General features: G+C 62.2%; 13 protein-coding genes and 1 pseudogene. 5 read left to right on the top strand and 9 right to left on the bottom strand.

Annotation, left to right across the window (positions count from 1 at the left end; all coding sequences use genetic code 11):
* The first annotated feature begins 17 nt into the window (after positions 1–17).
* From E5720_RS18450 to E5720_RS18435, 5 genes and pseudogenes are all read left to right on the top strand, one after another.
* Complete coding sequence (locus tag E5720_RS18450; protein ID WP_168708382.1) at positions 18–2,123, top strand: RecQ family ATP-dependent DNA helicase; 2,106 nt, start codon at positions 18–20, stop codon at positions 2,121–2,123.
* Positions 2,124–2,330: 207 nt separating this feature from the next.
* A pseudogene (ectA, locus tag E5720_RS22185) lies at positions 2,331–2,783 on the top strand (diaminobutyrate acetyltransferase); the annotation flags it as partial.
* A gap of 96 nt (positions 2,784–2,879) precedes the next feature.
* Positions 2,880–4,154, top strand: a complete 1,275-nt coding sequence (ectB, locus tag E5720_RS18445; RefSeq protein WP_247596351.1) for a diaminobutyrate--2-oxoglutarate transaminase — start codon at positions 2,880–2,882, stop codon at positions 4,152–4,154.
* Positions 4,155–4,199: 45 nt separating this feature from the next.
* Positions 4,200–4,598: an ectoine synthase gene (locus tag E5720_RS18440; protein WP_136171832.1), complete on the top strand. Its 399-nt coding sequence runs from the start codon at positions 4,200–4,202 to the stop codon at positions 4,596–4,598.
* Between the two features lie 258 nt (positions 4,599–4,856).
* Positions 4,857–5,669: a Sir2 family NAD-dependent protein deacetylase gene (locus tag E5720_RS18435; protein ID WP_136172806.1), complete on the top strand. Its 813-nt coding sequence runs from the start codon at positions 4,857–4,859 to the stop codon at positions 5,667–5,669.
* On the opposite strand, the gene proB is transcribed toward E5720_RS18435, so the two are convergent.
* From proB to E5720_RS18390, 9 genes are all read right to left on the bottom strand, one after another.
* Positions 5,670–6,776, bottom strand: a complete 1,107-nt coding sequence (proB, locus tag E5720_RS18430; protein WP_136172805.1) for a glutamate 5-kinase — start codon at positions 6,774–6,776, stop codon at positions 5,670–5,672.
* A 40-nt stretch (positions 6,777–6,816) separates the two neighbouring features.
* Positions 6,817–8,265: a GTPase ObgE gene (obgE, locus tag E5720_RS18425; protein ID WP_136171831.1), complete on the bottom strand. Its 1,449-nt coding sequence runs from the start codon at positions 8,263–8,265 to the stop codon at positions 6,817–6,819.
* Positions 8,266–8,446: 181 nt separating this feature from the next.
* Positions 8,447–8,710, bottom strand: a complete 264-nt coding sequence (gene rpmA / locus E5720_RS18420) for a 50S ribosomal protein L27 (RefSeq protein WP_072802495.1) — start codon at positions 8,708–8,710, stop codon at positions 8,447–8,449.
* Between the two features lie 60 nt (positions 8,711–8,770).
* Positions 8,771–9,082 carry a 50S ribosomal protein L21 gene (rplU, locus tag E5720_RS18415; protein ID WP_084344673.1) on the bottom strand — a complete coding sequence of 104 codons (312 nt, stop codon included), beginning with the start codon at positions 9,080–9,082 and terminating at the stop codon, positions 8,771–8,773.
* A 234-nt stretch (positions 9,083–9,316) separates the two neighbouring features.
* A complete protein-coding gene (locus E5720_RS18410) occupies positions 9,317–12,709 on the bottom strand; it encodes a translation initiation factor IF-2 N-terminal domain-containing protein (protein ID WP_136171830.1) in 3,393 nt (1,130 codons plus the stop codon).
* Between the two features lie 509 nt (positions 12,710–13,218).
* Complete coding sequence (gene ndk, locus E5720_RS18405) at positions 13,219–13,632, bottom strand: nucleoside-diphosphate kinase (RefSeq protein WP_084344669.1); 414 nt, start codon at positions 13,630–13,632, stop codon at positions 13,219–13,221.
* A gap of 82 nt (positions 13,633–13,714) precedes the next feature.
* Positions 13,715–14,119, bottom strand: a complete 405-nt coding sequence (locus E5720_RS18400; RefSeq protein ID WP_136171829.1) for a DUF4233 domain-containing protein — start codon at positions 14,117–14,119, stop codon at positions 13,715–13,717.
* Positions 14,116–15,495, bottom strand: a complete 1,380-nt coding sequence (locus tag E5720_RS18395; protein ID WP_136172804.1) for a folylpolyglutamate synthase/dihydrofolate synthase family protein — start codon at positions 15,493–15,495, stop codon at positions 14,116–14,118. Before E5720_RS18395 ends, E5720_RS18400 begins: the two co-directional genes overlap by 4 nt.
* A gap of 44 nt (positions 15,496–15,539) precedes the next feature.
* The gene (locus E5720_RS18390) at positions 15,540–18,242 is read right to left on the bottom strand and encodes a valine--tRNA ligase (protein WP_136171828.1); all 2,703 of its coding nucleotides are present in this window, start codon (positions 18,240–18,242) and stop codon (positions 15,540–15,542) included.
* Positions 18,243–18,276: the final 34 nt, after the last annotated feature.

The following is an 18,276-nucleotide window of genomic DNA, read 5'->3' as shown; positions in this document are numbered from 1 at the left end:
TGCGGCACGATGAACAGATGACCACCACCGAACCGTCGACGGTAGACCTGCGCGCAGATGCGGAGCGGCTCCTTCGGGAGCTGGCCGGGCCCGCTGCCAGTCTTCGCGAAGATCAGTGGACGGCAATCGAGGCTCTCGTCGTTCACCGCCGCCGCGCGCTGGTGGTGCAACGCACCGGATGGGGAAAGTCAGCGGTCTACTTCATCGCCGCAAAACTGCTCCGCGCTCAGGGACTCGGACCCACCGTCATCGTGTCACCGTTGTTGGCACTGATGCGGAACCAGGTAGCTTCCGCCGAGCGCGCCGGTGTGCGGGCCGCAACCATCAACTCCGGGAACATGACCGAGTGGGAAGACGTCCATGCCGATGTCGCTGCGGGCAGGCTCGATGTGCTGCTCGTCAGCCCGGAACGGCTCAACAACCCGGACTTCCGAGACCAGGTGCTGCCCTCGCTGGCAGCAGACGCGGGCCTCGTCGTCGTAGACGAAGCGCACTGTGTTTCCGACTGGGGACATGACTTCCGTCCCGACTACCGACGCATTCGAACGCTCATATCCGAACTGCGCGATGGGATTCCGGTCTTGGCTACCACGGCCACTGCAAATGACCGCGTGGTCGCCGATGTCGCCGCACAACTCGGTGTCGGTGGCGGGGACACCCTCGTTCTCCGCGGCGGACTCGAACGCGAGTCGCTCCACATGTCGGTGGTCCAGATCGAGAACTCCACCGAGCGCGCCGCGTGGCTCGCAGCTCACCTGGCCGAACTCCCGGGGTCGGGAATCATCTATGCCCTGACGGTGTCTGCAGCACGCGACCTCGCGAGCCTGCTGTCGGACCAGGGCTTCGCCGTGTCCGCGTACACCGGCCAGACCGACACCACCGAACGCGAATCATTGGAATCGGACCTACTGAACAACGAGGTCAAAGCCCTCGTAGCCACGTCCGCGCTGGGCATGGGCTTCGACAAACCGGATCTGGGATTCGTCGTCCACATGGGCGCACCTTCATCCCCCATCTCGTACTACCAGCAGGTCGGCCGTGCGGGTCGCGCCACCGACCGAGCCGAAGTCATCCTCCTTCCAGGCCACGAGGACAAGCAGATCTGGAGCTATTTCGCATCCGTAGCCTTCCCACGAGAACACGTCGTTCGGCAGGTCATCGACGCTCTCGACCCCATCAAGCCGCAGTCCACCCCGTCATTGGAGCCGTTGGTGGATCTCAATCGGAGCCGACTCGAGATGGTTCTGAAGGTCCTCGACGTCGATGGTGCCGTTCAGCGCGTGCGAGGCGGGTGGATCTCGACCGGCCAGTCTTGGGCCTACGACGCACCGCGTTATGAGCGCCTCGAGCAAGCCAGGGACGCGGAGCAGCAGGCAATGATCGACTATCAGCGCACCGATGGGTGCCGGATGGAATTCCTGCGGAGACAGTTGGACGATCCAGGCCTCGGCGCCGAGCCGAATCCGTGTGGCCGATGCGACAACTGCACAGGAAAGGCTTACTCGCCTCAGGTGGACGCAGCCGCTGTCGAGTCTGCGCGTGAACGTCTCGACCGCCCGGGACTCGACCTGCCTCCGCGAAAGCAGTGGCCCAGCGGGATGAAAAAACTCGGCGTCTCCCGCTCCGGCAAGATCACCGACGGCCCCGAACCCGGCCGGGTCTTGGGCCGCCTCACCGACCTGGGTTGGGGTGGGCGCCTGCGAGCAGCACTCGATGCACCCGACGGTCCAGCCCCCGACGCCCTCGTGCAGGCCTGCATCGCGGTGTTGGCCTCGTGGGACTGGAAGAAGAGACCGACGTCAGTGATCGCGCTGGAATCGTCGACGCATCCGATGCTGGTCCATTCGATCGCTAGCGAGTTGGCACGCATCGGACGGCTCGACGATCTCGGAACGCTCACCCTCCGACCGGACCATCCGCGTGTGACGGCCGCGAATTCGGCATTCCGAGTGGCCGGCCTCGTCGATTCCTGGCTCGTTCCAGACCTGAACGGGGTCTCCGGACCGATCCTCCTGGTGGACCTGGTTACCGATACGGGCTGGACTTTTACTTGCGCCGGCTCGGCCCTCCGCGGCGCAGGTGCAGATGCGGTCCTCCCGTTCGCTCTGGCAACTCCGAAGTAGCCCCACTGATATCGGTAAGACCACACTTGGCATCCGACGGAGAGGGCCGAGTTATCGCACCCTCTTCGACCAGTTGTTACGGAGACGAGCCCAGTTTATGACCAGAATCACAATCACGCTGCCACCTGCGAAAGGACAGGTGTTTTCGACACCAATTTCGCCAGGCACGTGAAATGCCAAGGGCACCTTGTTACGTTTACCTTTGCTATGAAACCCGCACAGCTGAGAGCAACCACAGTCACTGCGCCGGACGCAGTGAAGTTTCGTAAGCCAAAGATCTCCGACGGAGTCCGGCTCTGGGAAATCGCAAGAGATTCAAAGGTGCTCGATCTCAACTCGAGCTATTCGTACGTTTTGTGGTGTCGAGACTTTGCAGAAACCTCGGTAGTATCCGACGTCGACTCTCGCGCTGTGGGATTCGTCACCGGTTATACCCGACAGGATTCTCCCACGACATTTTTCGTGTGGCAGGTCGCAGTCGATGCTGATCAACGGGGTAAGGGCCTTGCAGGCCGGATGCTGAACGAACTTCTCGATCGCCTTACCCCACAGGGCATCACACACCTGGAAACAACGATCAGCCCGGACAACGAAGCGTCGATCGCACTGTTCACGGCCCTTGCTCGAACACGAGGGACCGACATTGGAAAAACAGATCTGTTCGCGCCAGACGATTTTCCTGATAGCCACGAAGCAGAGGAGCTCTACACAGTAGGGCCGGCCGACGTGCGCGCCAGCGAAAGGAACACGCAGTACATGACAGACAAGACCGTGACCACCGAAAAGCCGGACGTATTCGAAACCATCGAGTCCGGCGTTCGTAGCTACAGCCGCCAGTGGCCCGCAGTGTTCAAAACTGCCAAGAATTCGACGCTGACCGACGAGAACGGGCGCGACTACCTCGACTTCTTCGGCGGGGCAGGCGCACTGAACTACGGCCACAACAATCAGATCATGCAGGATGCGTTGGTCGACTACATCACCAGTGACGGCATCACGCACGGCCTCGATATGTCCACGGTGGCCAAGCGTGAGTTCCTCGAGTCCTTCAAGAAGAACATCCTCGAACCGCGCGGCCTCGATTACAAGGTTCAGTTTCCTGGCCCGACCGGCACGAATGCTGTCGAAGCTGCACTGAAGTTGGCTCGCAAGGTCACTGGTCGCGAGTCGATCATCAACTTCACCAACGCATTTCACGGCATGACACTCGGTGCGCTCGCTGTCACCGGAAACTCGATGAAGCGAGCCGGCGCCGGAATCCCGCTGGTGCACAGCACCCCCATGCCGTACGACAACTACTTCGGTGGAGTCAACGAGGACTTCCAGTGGTTCGAGCGGGTTCTCGACGACTCGGGCAGTGGATTCAACCGCCCGGCAGCGGTCATCGTCGAAGCCATCCAGGGCGAAGGCGGCATCAACGTCGCGCGACCCGAGTGGCTGCGCGCACTGTCCGACCTCTGTTCGCGGCGCGACATCTTGCTGATCGTCGACGACGTACAGATGGGTTGCGGCCGTACGGGCCAGTTCTTCTCCTTCGAGGACTCTGGCATCACGCCGGACATCGTCACCCTCTCGAAGTCGATCGGCGGCTACGGCATGCCGATGGCGCTGACACTGTTCAAGCCAGAACTCGACGTCTGGGGCCCAGGCGAGCACAACGGCACCTTCCGCGGATTCAATCCCGCGTTCGTGACCTCGAAGGTCGCGATCGACCATTACTGGTCCGATGACAAGTTCGAGAAGGAGATCCTCGCGAAGGGCGAGCACATCCGTGATCGCTTCATCGAGCTGTGCGCCAAGTACGACGGCGTTTCCACGCGCGGTCGCGGCATGGTTCAGGCTCTCGTGTTCGAAAATGCAGAACAAGCAGGCAAGGTCGCCAAGCTTGCTTACGAAGAGCACCTGCTGGTGGAAACTGCCGGGCCGAAAGACGAGGTTGTCAAACTTCTTCCGCCGCTGACCACCACGATCGAAGAGCTCGATCGCGGACTCGACATCCTCGAAGTTGCGACAGCAAAAGTCTGCTCGTAGAACACTTCTCACGTGTCGAATGTTTGCTGAAGGGAGCTACACCACATGATCGTACGTACCACCCAGGAAATCACCGGAACTGATCGAGACATCGAGAGCGAGGATGGACAGTGGCGCAGTAAGCGCATCATCCTCGGCGGTGACAGGGTCGGATTCTCGTTCCACGAAACGACCATCAAGGCCGGGACGGTGAACAACTTCCACTACGCCAATCATGTCGAGGCTGTGTGGCTCATCGAAGGTGAAGGCACCCTCACCGATCGCGAAACCGGTGAAACCTACGAACTCGGTGCAGGATCGATGTACCTGCTGAACGGCAACGAGCGACACACCGTCGAGCCGCGTACGCAGATGCGCATGTTGTGCGTGTTCAACCCTCCCGTAGTGGGGAACGAAACCCATGACGAGAACGGTGTGTACCCCCTCGTCGAGGTCCCCGCGTGAGTTTAGATCCTGACGTAGGTGAGGTGTCCAGGTAGACGGACGCCGGATAGCTCCGCCCCACTCGAGTTCAGTCGAGTGGGGCGGAGCTATTTCTGCAGTCCGATCCGCTGAAGGGACCCAGCAGGGCTCGACGCCGTAATTCGTGGGTCCACGCCTTCAGCTACCGGCATCGACCCCCTGTGTCCACCTGCGCGCTACCCTGGTTACGTGCCTGCCCCCGCTCGTTCAGCTGCCGCAGCGGCAACCCGACTCGACCGAATGGTCGCACTGTTGTCGGGAAGATCCATCGCGGTCGTCTCCGGAGCCGGCATGTCCACCGACTCCGGTATCCCGGACTACCGGGGGCCGGACTCACCACCTCGCAATCCGATGACCTATCAGCAGTTCACCGGCGATAACGAGTTCAGGCGCCACTACTGGGCACGTAACCATGTCGGTTGGCGGCATATGGATGCGGCCAGGCCGAACGACGGCCACCGCGCGCTGGCCCAGCTCGAGCGCCGAGGGATAGTTTCCGGGATCATCACCCAAAACGTCGACATGTTGCACACCAAAGCAGGTAGCCGAAGAGTGATCGACCTCCACGGCGTATACGCGCGAGTACGGTGTCTGAACTGCGAGCGACTGGTTTCCCGCTTCGCTCTGGGACAACGCCTCGAACGCGAGAACCCGGGGTTCCTCGACAGCGTCGCGCCGGCCGAGGGCGTCGAGATTGCTCCCGACGCCGATGCGATCATCACCAGCACCGCACACTTCCGGATGGTCGACTGCGAGTACTGCTCCGGCGTTCTCAAACCGGACATCGTCTACTTCGGGGAGAGTGTGCCCAAGCCGAGAGTCGCCGACGCTTTCGACCTCGTCGATCAGGCCGATGCACTTCTGGTTGTCGGCTCTTCTTTGACGGTCATGTCGGGACTGCGCTTCGTCCGACGCGCGGCGAAGGCCGAGATTCCCATCGTGATCGTCAATCGCGGAATCACCCGGGGCGACGAATTCGCCACTCTGACAAGCAATGCCGGATGCTCGGAGACGCTGACCGCACTCGTGGACGCACTGCCGTCACACGAATGATCAGACCGGCACCAGATCGTCGGCATGCACCACTGGACGCTGTAGCTCAGGAGTGAGATCGCAACTGGACCTACCGAGCATTCCGGTCAGCTCCGATGCGTCGTACGCCACCACTCCCCTGGCCACCAGTTCGCCGTCCGGACCGATCAGTGACACGACGTCGCCACCGTAGAACCGACCCTCGACGGCGGTGATTCCCGCGGACAGCAACGACCGCCGCTTCGTCGCGACCGCGTGTACGGCACCTGCGTCGAGGTATAGATCGCCTTGTGCATCCGCAGCATGACGCACCCAGAATTTGCGCGAGGACAGGCGAGTGGGACGTGCAGTGAAGGCTGTACCCACCGCAGCCGTCGTCAAGGCTTCCGCTGCGTCGGCGGCGGCGGCCAAGAGGACTGGAACGCCTGCATCGGCTGCCAGTCGGGCAGCGGACAGCTTGGACGCCATTCCACCGGTCCCGAGCGCACCGCCGGAACCGGCGACGACTCCATCGAGATCTTCCGGGCTCGCGACCTCGCGGATCAGGGTGGCGTCACCTTTGCGCGGGTCGCCGTCGTAGAGACCGTCGACGTCGGACAACAGCACCAGCGCGTCGGCACCGACGAGGTGAGCAACGAGCGCGGCAAGACGATCGTTGTCACCGAATCGGATTTCCGTGGTCGCGACCGTGTCGTTCTCGTTGATCACGGCCACTGCGCCGAGCACACGCAACCGGTCGAGCGTGCGCTGGGCATTGCGATGATTCGTTCGACGCGCAATATCCTCGGCGGTGAGCAACACCTGACCGACCGTTCGTCCGTATCTTGCGAACGAGGTACCCCAAGCGTGCGCAAGAGCAAGCTGGCCGACGCTCGCTGCGGCCTGCTTGGTCGCGAGATCGCGTGGACGGGTCGTCAGACCCAGCGGTGCTAGTCCAGCGCCGATGGCACCGGAAGACACCACCACGACATCGGATCCGGCACGCATTCGTGCCTCGACAGCATCGGCCAATCGATCCAGCCTGTCGACGTCGAGTCCGCCGACCAGTGAGGTCAGTGCCGAGGAGCCGATTTTCACGACTACCCGTTTGGCATTGGCCACGGCAGTCCTGGCTCCAGTCGAATCCATTGCAGCCGAAGAGGATTCAGAATTCACCGGAACTTACACTTCACTCTTCGAGGTCGAGTCCGCGGCGGGCCCGACGTGCGTGTTTGCGCTCATCTGCACCGATTCGCTCCACCTGATCGAGCCGCGCATCGGTGCCACGTCCGGTCATGGTGATCTCCACACCCGCCGGTGTCTGTGGCTCCCAATCGAAGGAGACATCACCGATGGTCACAGATGCACCTGGCTGGGCGCCCTTTTTGATCAACGCATCCTCGACACCGAGGCGTGCGAGACGGTCAGCAAGGTAACCGACTGCTTCGTCGTTGCTGAACTGTGTCTGGCGCACCCAACGCTCCGGGCGCGTGCCGAGAACGATGAACCCACCCTCGATATCGGGATCCTTGATGACTTGGAAACCCTCGTCGTTGCGCGCGACGGGACGGAGCACCGGTCGGCGCTTCTCGGCCGGAGGATGAGCGAGACGGTAGTCCTCGACCATTTTGCCCAGCGCGAAGATCAACGGCTTGAGACCTTCGCGGGTGATCGTCGAGATGGTGTAGACAGGCCATCCACGCGCCTCGAACTCCGGCGTCACCATCTCGGCGAGTTCGGCGGCCTCGGGAATATCAGCTTTGTTCAGCACGACGATGCGCGGTCGGTCGGCTAGGTCACCGAGGCTCGCGTCGCCCAGCATTGCCGGCTTGTAGGCCGCCAACTCCGCTTCGAGGGCATCGACGTCCGAGACGGGATCTCGACCCGGATCCAGGGTTGCACAGTCGACTACGTGCGCCAGAACGGCGGTTCGCTCGAGATGTCGAAGGAATTCGAGGCCAAGGCCCTTCCCTTCGCTCGCACCGGGAATCAAGCCGGGAACGTCGGCCACCGTATAGGTGGTGTCGCCGCTCGAAACGACACCGAGGTTCGGAACCAACGTGGTGAACGGGTAGTCGGCGATCTTCGGCTTCGCGGCAGAGAGCACCGACACCAACGAGGACTTGCCCGCCGACGGGAAGCCGACGAGACCGATGTCGGCGACCGACTTGAGCTCGAGCACCACGTCGCGCTCGATACCTTCTTCGCCGAGCAGCGCGAATCCAGGTGCGCGACGTGCCTTCGAGGCGAGCGCGGCGTTGCCCAACCCACCGCGACCACCGGGCGCAGCAGCGTATCGAGTACCCTCGCCGATCAGGTCGGCGAGGATGCGACCATCCTTGTCGAGCACTACCGTCCCGTCGGGCACCTTGAGGATCAGATCCTCGCCGTTCGAGCCTTCGCGGTTGCCACCCATGCCCTGGGTTCCATTGCTGGCTTTGGCATGAGAATTGAAGTGGAAGTCCAACAGCGTGTGGACATTGCTGTCGACGACGAAGATCACGCCGCCTCCCTGGCCACCGTTTCCGCCGTCTGGACCGCCGAGCGGTTTGAACTTCTCGCGGTGAACCGAAGAGCAGCCGTTGCCGCCTTTACCGGCGCTGACGTGCAGCACCACGCGGTCGATGAATCGTGACATGACTGCCTTCGATCCTTCCTCGGTCGAGTGTGCGACCGAAATATTTTTATGCCCACAAATACGATAAGGGCGGACCGGGCATTTTCACCCTGGTCCACCCTCATCGTCGAGCTCGAGCGCGTCGAGATTTTCGCGGCGTGAGCCTTGCGAAAACCATCCGACGCAGATTGTGCAGCGGAGACTAGGCCTCTACTGCGACCGGAACGATGTTCACGGTCTTGCGTCCACGCTTGGCGCCGAATTCGACTGCGCCTGCGGACAGAGCGAACAGTGTGTCGTCGCCGCCACGGCCGACGTTGACGCCGGGGTGGAAGTGCGTGCCGCGCTGACGAACCAGGATCTCGCCTGCGCTGACGGTCTGGCCGCCGAAACGCTTGACGCCGAGGCGCTGCGCATTCGAATCGCGACCGTTACGGGAGCTTGATGCACCCTTCTTATGTGCCATGTTGCATACCCTCCTCGGGGTGAATGTCAGCGCTGAAAAGTCAGTACTGAACAGACCTGGTTACTTGATGCCGGTGACCTTCAGGACAGTGAGCTTCTGCCTGTGTCCCTGGCGCTTGTGGTAGCCGGTCTTGTTCTTGAACTTGTGGATGCGGATCTTCGGACCCTTGGTGTGCTCGACGACCTCACCGGTTACCGAGATCTTCGCCAGCTTGTCGGCATCGGTGGTCAGATCGGATCCGTCTACGACGAGGACCGGAGCAAGCGAGACAGCAGTGCCGAGCGCTCCCTCGATCTTCTCGACCTTGACGAGGTCACCAACAGCGACCTTGTACTGCTTTCCGCCGGTCTTGACGATCGCGTACGTTGCCATCGGAGGGCTACCCCTTGCTTCTTCGAACTTGCTCGCATTGCCCATGGCAACACGACTGGTCTGGATCGTGCATGTGATTCTTGCGGTATTTCGTGCGGTGTTACTTGCCACCGGGTGCGTCCGCCGCCGCACTCGACCGAAATTCCGTCGAGGCACAGCAGAAAATTGTCACCGGCAGCGACCTTGTCAGGTTACGGCAGACGGGCAGTCGTGGTCAAACTGCCCGTCGACTCGCTATTCCGCGTCCACCGGCGGCCCTGCCGGGCGTGCCGCTGCCCGACGTCGGCGAGGCTTCTTCACGGGCACCTCGTCCGTGGTGGGAGCACTGGACATCGGTTCGACGACCGTCGTCACCGACGGCTCCGGCGGCGCTGCCGGCTCCTCGTGTGTAGCGGGAATCACGAATACGGCAGCTGCGTCGGGAGTCTCGGCCGTCGGTGCTGCTGACTTGCGGGCAACACGGCGACCTCGACGCGCTTTGACGACCGGTTCCGGAGACTCCTCGGACACAGCTGGGTCCGCTGCCTTTTCGACAGCAGCCCCTGTGACCGTCGAGTCCGGCTGTACCTCGGTTGCTACTGATCCGGTCGATGCTGACTGGGTATCCCCGCCTCGAACACGAGCAACCTCGGCGGCATCGATGATCTTCGGTTCCGAAGACGTACTCGACTCCGAGTGCGCATCGAGTACCTCGGCCGGAGTGACATCGTCGACCACGTCGTCGTGATGTGCAGCCATCGCGAGGGCCACGGGGTGTGCACGCTTCACCGACAGGTCCGGTGTGTGCTCGTGTGCGTCGGGCTGACTCTTCGGTGCAGGACTGTTCGTAGCGTCAGCCACATTGTCGGTCTTGTCGTTGTCGGACTTGTCGCGACCGCGGCGTTTGCGCGGAGTACTCGATTCGGAGCGCGGTGAAGAGGACCGCGAGCCGTCATCGGTCTTCGCCTCGACCGGGTACGGGTGAACCATGATCCCCCGGCCCTGGCAGTGTTCACACGTGGTCGAGAACGCTTCGATGAGACCGGTGCCCATCTTCTTACGCGTCATCTGAACGAGCCCGAGTGAGGTCACCTCGGACACCTGATGGCGCGTCCTGTCACGACCGAGGGACTCGGTGAGACGGCGCAACACCAGGTCGCGGTTGGATTCGAGCACCATATCGATGAAGTCGACGACGATCATTCCGCCGATGTCACGTAGGCGCATTTGCCGAACGATCTCTTCGGCGGCCTCGAGATTGTTCCGCGTCACCGTCTCCTCGAGGTTGCCGCCTGCACCGGTGAACTTGCCGGTATTGACGTCGACCACGGTCATCGCCTCGGTGCGATCGATGACGAGCGTGCCTCCGGACGGCAGCCAGACCTTACGATCGAGTGCCTTGGCCAATTGCTCGTCGACCCGGTGCGCTTCGAACACGTCTGGTCGACCGGGCTCGGCGATGTGGCGCTCGAGCTTGGGCAGCATGTCCGCCGCTACCGTCTCGATGTACGACGATGTTGTGTCCCAGGCCTTGTCACCTTCGATGACAAGTTTGACGAAGTCCTCGTTGAACAGGTCACGGATAACCTTGACCAGCAGATCCGGCTCTTCGTACAGTGCCTGCGGTTGCGAACCCTTACCTGTTTCCGCCTTGGCCGACGCTTCTTCGATGGTCGCCCATTGTGTCTGCAGACGAATCACGTCACGCGCGAGTTCGTCTTCGCTGACCCCTTCGGCTGCGGTACGAATGATCACCCCGGCCTCGGGGGGAACGATGTCGCGAAGAATTTCCTTCAGGCGCTTCCGCTCGGTATCGGGCAACTTGCGGCTGATACCTGTCGAGCTGCCACCGGGTACATAGACCAGGTAGCGGCCTGCCAGCGAGAGCTGGGTCGTCAGACGTGCACCCTTGTGCCCGACCGGATCCTTGCTCACCTGCACCAAAACCTGGTCACCCGGCTTGAGCGCCTGTTCGATCTTGCGCGAGTTGCCACCGAGACCTGCTGCGTCCCAGTTGACCTCTCCGGCATACAGGACACCGTTACGGCCACGGCCGATATCGATGAATGCAGCTTCCATGCTCGGCAGCACGTTCTGCACGCGGCCGAGGTAGACGTTGCCGACCATCGACGCGGACGCGCTACTGGTGACGAAGTGCTCGACCAATACGCCGTCTTCGAGAACGGCGACCTGTGTGGTCACGCCGTTGTCGGGGAACGACTTTTCGCGGACGACCATGACCCGGTCGACCGACTCACGACGTGCCAAGAATTCCGACTCGGTAAGAATCGGTGGCCGTCGGCGTCCGGCGTCACGTCCGTCGCGACGGCGCTGACGCTTCGCTTCGAGTCGGGTCGAGCCGGTGATTCCCTGGACCTCGTCCTTGCTACGGGACTTGTTCCGCGGTTCGCGCTCGTGCACGACGGTGTTCGGTGGGTCGTCCTCGGTCTCGGTGGACTCGGACGAGGCGTCACCGGTGCTGCTGCGGCGACGACGACGTCTGCGGCGTCGACGACTCGAGCCGTCGGACGAATCCTCGTCATCGTTGTCGTTGTCGTCGGCGGAGTCCACCGGCGAATCGACAGACTCTTCCGATTCCGTGTCCGAGGCCTGCTTCTGGGCATCATCGGTATCGCTGGATTTGACGTTCGAACGACTACGACTACGGCGACGTGAACGACGCTCGCCCGCAGGCTTGTCCTCGTTCTCGGAGTCACTATCCGAATTCTCGGAATCGGCACTCTGCGCGTCTGCTACGTCGGAATCCGTGGGGTCGGATTCAGCCGAGCCGGATACGGGAGCATCGTCTTCGGACGAGTGCATGTCCGAGGATGACGACGCTGCGTCCTCACTCGAATCGTCGTCACCTTCGGTGGCATCGTCCGAGTCGTCGTCCGAACTGCCGTCACCAGACTGCTCCCCACGTCCGCGTCCACGACCACGGCGACCGCGCCGACGCCGCCTCGGCTGCGACTGATCATCGTTGTCGTCCGAGTTGTCGGCGTCCTCGGAAGTGTCCGAGCTGTCGACTGTGTCCGATATATCGGTTGTGTCAGCAGCTGCATCCGGGGCGGCGTCGACAACGGGCTTGCCGCGAACGGGAGCCTTGTCCGGCTCGATGACCGGATCGGCGACGAGAACCGATGGCTCTTCGACGGCAGGCGTCGACGTGGGCTCAGCGGCAGGACCTGCTGCTTTCCGGCTTCGTCGACGCTTGGGAGCCTCGACTATCGCTTCCGGCTGGAGGAACACCGGAATCGCGAACGCAGGGCGCGCGGGAGGACTGTCCACTGTCGGGGCTTCGACAGCAGGCACCGGTGTCGGAGCTTCGACAGCAGGCACCGGCTCGACCACGATCGGGGCGGCCGTCTCGACTGGCGCAGGCGGCGCCTCGGTCGCAGGTGCGAACGAGGAATACACCGTCTCGGCGACGTCGCGTCCCAGGCTGGACTGTGCGCTGCGCGCCTCTATTCCGAGCTCACCTAGTTTGGCGAGTACCTGTTTACTGGTGACACCGAGAATCTTCGCGAGTGCATGCACTCGGAGGCGCTCAGGGAACGCCGGACTTCGGCTGGATGACGATTCGTCATCGACCGAACTTCCTGAGTTCGAATTCTGTACATCTTCGGGCGGGGCTTGGTCGGCCACGTAAGTCTCCTCGGGCCCCCGGGCGCGTCCACCTGAGTCGAAGCTGGTGCGACGCGGCCACGCGAGAGCAATCCTAGTGTGCTGACGTCGGTTTGACGCCAGATCGTAAGTCGCGCTCCGCACGGAGTGCACCGTCCACAGCGAGTGGTCGGCGTACGGATGCACGGTGCCTGGCTGGATGGCTATGGTGTCCCGAGTCCGAGCGCCTGATCATCAAGCATGCCGGCGCGTGGGAGGTCTTCCTACGTGTTCGGCAGCGATGACGGGCATCGCACTGCGGGTGTCATCCGGTCACTTTCACGAGAACGGCACTGGCGTGACGCTCGTGTTCGGTGTTGCACAAAACTGGTAACGGCAAAATTTTTTACAGGAAAAACTTTTCGAGGTGAAGCGTGTGTTGTGAAAGCAACCTTCACGAGTATCCCACACCGGGTGAAGCGAACCCGCCACGCCGCTCCGATCTTGTAGTCGGCGGCATGGCGGGCGAACCCGAATCAGGGTGTCGAGAATCAGGAAAGGCTTGGAAACCACAACGCGATCTCACGCTCGGCGGACTCGACGGAGTCCGATCCATGCACGAGGTTCTGCTGACCGTCGAGGGCAAGATCGCCACGAATGGTTCCTGGAACCGCCTTCTCGACAGGGTCGGTGCCTCCGCCGATCTGACGGAAGGCAGCGATGGCTCTCGGCCCTTCCAACACTGCTGCGACGACCGGTCCAGAGGTGATGAACTCGAGTAGCGCTGGGAAGAACGGCCTGTCTTTATGTTCGGCGTAGTGCGCGCCGGCCAGCTCGAGAGAAACGGATTTGAGTTCCAGTGCTGCGATACTCAATCCCTTCTTCTCGATTCGGCCGAGAATCTCGCCTACGTAGCGGCGGGCAACTCCATCTGGCTTGATCAGTACAAGGGTGCGCTCGGTCACGAACGTAGACAGTAGTGGACGGACTCCGAGGACCTACGCTCAGACCCACCATGATGTGCCGATATCCGCCGGACTCGAGGTCTCAGTCCCGCTGACCTCTGAGCATGCCGCGTTCGATCCGTCGAGTGATGTCCCGCCGCAGGTACAGCAGATATATCCACACCGCGAGGAACACCACTCCCACGATTGCGATCGACAGGTGGATGAACCCACCGAGCAGAACGAACACCTGAAGCGCGAGGTTGATCTGCATCGCCTGCGGTCGTCCTTGCATACCTGCGGCAAGGATGAACGCCACGGCCATCCCCACCAGGTACAACGTGGAGAACCAGCCGAGGCCGCCTCCGACTGTCGACACGACGGGTAACGCGAGCAAAACGACTATGGCCTCGAGAACGAGGGTCCCTGCCATGACTCCGCGGAAGCCTTTCCACGGATCGGTTGCCGGCGGCTTGAACTCGCTACCGCCCTCCCCTGTCTCACTCATACGGGCTCCTTTCCGAACAATGTTCGAGCTGCTCCGGCGGTGACTACCGATCCGGTGACGATCACCCCGGCACCCGAGACCGCCTCACCGGGATCCGCAACTTCCTCGGCGAGCCCGATGGCGGTCTCGAGCGCGTCGGCGAGCGTCGGGGCGACGACCACGCGCTCGTCGCCGAACTTCGCGACGGCCAGGCCTGCGAGTTCCTCGACGTCCATTGCTCGTGGTGATCCGTTGTGCGTGACGACGATTTCGTCGAACACCGGCTCGAGCACCGTCAACATGGCCTCGACATCCTTGTCGCCCATGACACTGACGACTCCGACCAGTTTCCGGAAGTCGAATTCGTCGGTGAGAGCCGCAGCAAGCGCTCTGGCCCCATGTGGGTTGTGTGCCGCGTCGAGAAACACTGTTGGAGCGTTGCGCACGCGTTCGAGCCTGCCGGGATTGACGATGGATGCGAAGGCCGCTCGAACGATGTCCACGTCGAGTTGATGATCGGAGCCCGCGCCGAAGAACGCCTCGACCGCGGCGAGCGCCAACGACGCGTTCGTCGCTTGATGCTCTCCGTGCAGCGGTAGGAAGATATCGGTGTACACCCCACCGAGACCTTGCAACTCGAGTTGTTGACCGCCCACGGCGATCCGACGCGCGAGCACCCTGAATTCCGAACCTTGCCTGGCGACGGCAGCATCGGCTTCCACCGCGGCGCGCAACAGCACCTCGGCAACTTCAGGCTTCTGCTCGGCCAGGATGGCGACGGTGTCTCGCGGAACGAGCCGCTCCGGTGCTTTCTTGATGATTCCGGCTTTTTCTTTGGCGATACCACCGAGATCGCCCCCGAGGAACTCGACGTGGTCGATATCGATCGGGGTGATCACGGCTACTTCACCGTCGACGACGTTGGTGGCATCCCACCTACCACCGAGCCCAACCTCCACGACGGCGACCTCGATCGGCGCCTCCGCAAACGCCGCGAACGCCATGGCGGTGGTGACCTCGAACTTGCTCATCCGTGGTCCGCCTGCGGCCTCGGACTGCGCGTCGACCATCTCTACGAACGGAGCGATTTCGTTGAAGGTGTCCACGTACAGCCGGGGCGAGATCGGGATGCCGTCGATGCTGATCCGTTCGGTCGCCAATTGCAGATGCGGACTGGTGGTCCGGCCGGTTCGGCGATGAAAATGCGTCAGCAAGGCATCGATCATGCGGGTCACCGACGTTTTTCCGTTGGTACCGGCAACGTGAATCGACGGGTACGCCTTCTGCGGTGACCCCAGAAGGTCCATCAGTGCCGCGATCCGTGTAGTCGACGGCTCGATCTTCGTCTCCGGCCACCGCTTGTCCAGTTCGGCCTCGACAAGCGCCAGTTCGGCCATGTCCACCGGACTGGGTCGGGAAGGAGCTGAATAGGATTCGGTCACTACTGCCCCACCGTTTCCAGCCGGGCAGTGATTCGCGCAATCTCTTCGATTGCGATCTGCTGTCGGCTCTTGATCTTGTCGACGACGGCGTCCGGGGCTTTGGCGAGAAACGCCTCGTTGCTCAGTTTGCTCGTCGTCTGTGTCAATTCCTTCTCGGACGCGGCGAGGTCCTTGACCAATCGCGCGCGCTCGGCGACGAGGTCGACGGTTCCCGAAGTGTCGAGCTCGACCGTCACCGTCGCCTTCGTCAGTCGAACCTCCACCGAGGCCGTAACGGTGAAATTTTCGGCAGGTTCGATCAGTCGTGCAAGAGCGCGAGTGGCATGAACCTGGGTGGACAGATCGGCGTCGGTGATCCCGACGAGCCTCGCGCCGACCTTCTGCGACGGCTTGAGACCTTGATCGCTACGGAAGCGTCGAACCTCGGTCACGAGCTTTTGCATATCTGCAACACGCTGTGCAGCAACCACATCCGCGACGTCGCCCGAAGGTGTAGGCCACGACGCAATGACGATCGACTCGCCGCCGGTCAATACCTTCCACAGTGTTTCGGTGACGAATGGGATGACCGGATGCAAGAGCCTCAGTAGCGCATCGAGCACGTTGCCGAGCACGGTGCGAGTCGAATCAGCCTGTGCGGTATCGCCGAACTGCACTTTGGCGATCTCCAAATACCAGTCGCATACCTCGTCCCACGCGAAGTGGTACAACCCCTCGCAGGCTTTGCTGAACTCGTAGCGCTCGAATGCGACGTCGACCTCGGCGCGTACTTCGTCGAGGCGATCGAGAATCCACCGGTCGGCGTCCGTCAGTTCCGCTCGCGCCGGAAGTGGTGCGGGCGCAGCGCCGTTCATCAGGGCGAACTTGGTCGCATTGAACAGCTTGTTCGCGAAGTTTCGTGAGGACTGCGCGTGATCCTCACCCACCGACAAGTCCGCACCCGGGTTCGCACCGCGAGCGAGGGTGAAACGCAACGCATCTGCCCCGAAGCGGTCGACCCAGTCGAGTGGATCGATGCCGTTTCCTCTGGACTTGGACATCTTCTTGCCGAACTGATCACGTACGAGTCCGTGCAGGAAGATGTCCTTGAACGGCACCTTACTGCCGGCCTCCCCCGAACCCAGTGCCGGATCGGATGCGACGTAGGTGCCGAACATCATCATGCGGGCGACCCAGAAGAACAGAATGTCGTAGCCGGTGACCAGCACGCTGGTGGGGTAGAACTTGGCGAGCTCATCGGTCGCATCGGGCCAACCCATAGTGGAGAACGGCCACAACCCGGACGAGAACCACGTGTCGAGGACGTCAGGATCCTGCACCCAACCCTCGGGCGGCGTTTCGTCGGCGCCGAGGCACACCGTCTCACCGTTCGGGCCGTACCAGATAGGTATGCGGTGACCCCACCACAGCTGACGCGAAATGCACCAGTCGTGCATGTTGTCGACCCACGCGAACCAGCGGGGCTCCTGACTCGCCGGATGGATAGTCGTGTCGCCGTTGCGAATTGCATCGCCTGCGGCGGCAGCGAGCCCATCGACCTTGACCCACCACTGCAACGACAGTCGCGGCTCGATCGACTCACCGCTGCGTTCGGAGTGTCCGACGCTGTGCAAGTAAGGACGCTTTTCCGCAACGACGCGTCCCTGCTCGGCCAGCGCCTCACGAACCTTGATGCGGGCCTCGAACCTGTCCATGCCGTCGAACTCGGTTCCGGTGTCGGCAATCCGACCTGCCTTGTCCATGATCGTGGGCATGGGCAGGTTGTGCCGCAGACCCATCTCGAAGTCATTGGGATCATGGGCAGGGGTGATCTTGACCGCGCCCGTGCCGAATTCGGGATCGACGTAGTCGTCGGCAATGATCGGGATCTGTCTGCCGGTGAACGGGTGCTCGAGGGTCGTTCCGAGCAGATGCTGGTAGCGGGCGTCGCCCGGGTGGACGGCAACCGCCGTGTCACCGAGCATCGTCTCGACGCGGGTGGTCGCGACGATGACGTGGGGCTCGTTGTCGTTCAGCGAGCCGTAGCGCAGCGAAACGAGCTCGCCTTCGACGTCCTCGAACTTGACTTCGATATCGGAAATGGCTGTCTGCAGCACGGGCGACCAGTTGACCAGTCGCTCAGCCCGGTAGATCAAGCCGTCGTCGAACATGCGTTTGAAGATGGTCTGTACCGCCTTCGAGAGGCCGTCGTCCATCGTGAACCGCTCGCGAGACCAGTCGACACCGTCACCGATGCGGCGCATCTGGCCGCCGATGGTGCCGCCCGACTCACGCTTCCAGTCCCACACCTTGTCGATGAAAAGTTCCCGGCCGAAGTCTTCCTTGGTCTTTCCCTCGGCCGCGAGTTGTTTCTCCACCACGGTCTGCGTCGCGATACCAGCATGATCCATCCCCGGTAGCCAGAGGACTTCGAATCCGAGCATGCGCTTACGACGGCTCAACGCGTCCATCAACGTGTGATCGAGCGCGTGCCCCATGTGCAGACTTCCCGTCACGTTCGGCGGGGGAAGCACGATCGAATACGGAGGCTTGTCGCTCGTGGCGTCGGCTTCGAAGTAGCCGGCGTCGACCCAGCCCTGATACAGCTCGGCCTCTACCTCGCTCGGGTCCCAGCTCTTCGGCAAGCCGGTTAGGTCGCTACCCACGCTGCGGTCCTGGGCATCGGCGGGGTTGGCTGGGTTCTCTGGCACTGAACTGGTCACCGGTCGATTCTAGTTGTCAGCCGATTCGATACCG

The sequence above is a fragment of the Rhodococcus sp. PAMC28707 genome, from assembly GCF_004795915.1.
In the GTDB taxonomy this organism is placed as follows: domain Bacteria; phylum Actinomycetota; class Actinomycetes; order Mycobacteriales; family Mycobacteriaceae; genus Rhodococcoides.
Note: the sequence above shows the minus strand (reverse complement) of the source record. Positions and strands in the feature narration are given on the sequence as shown.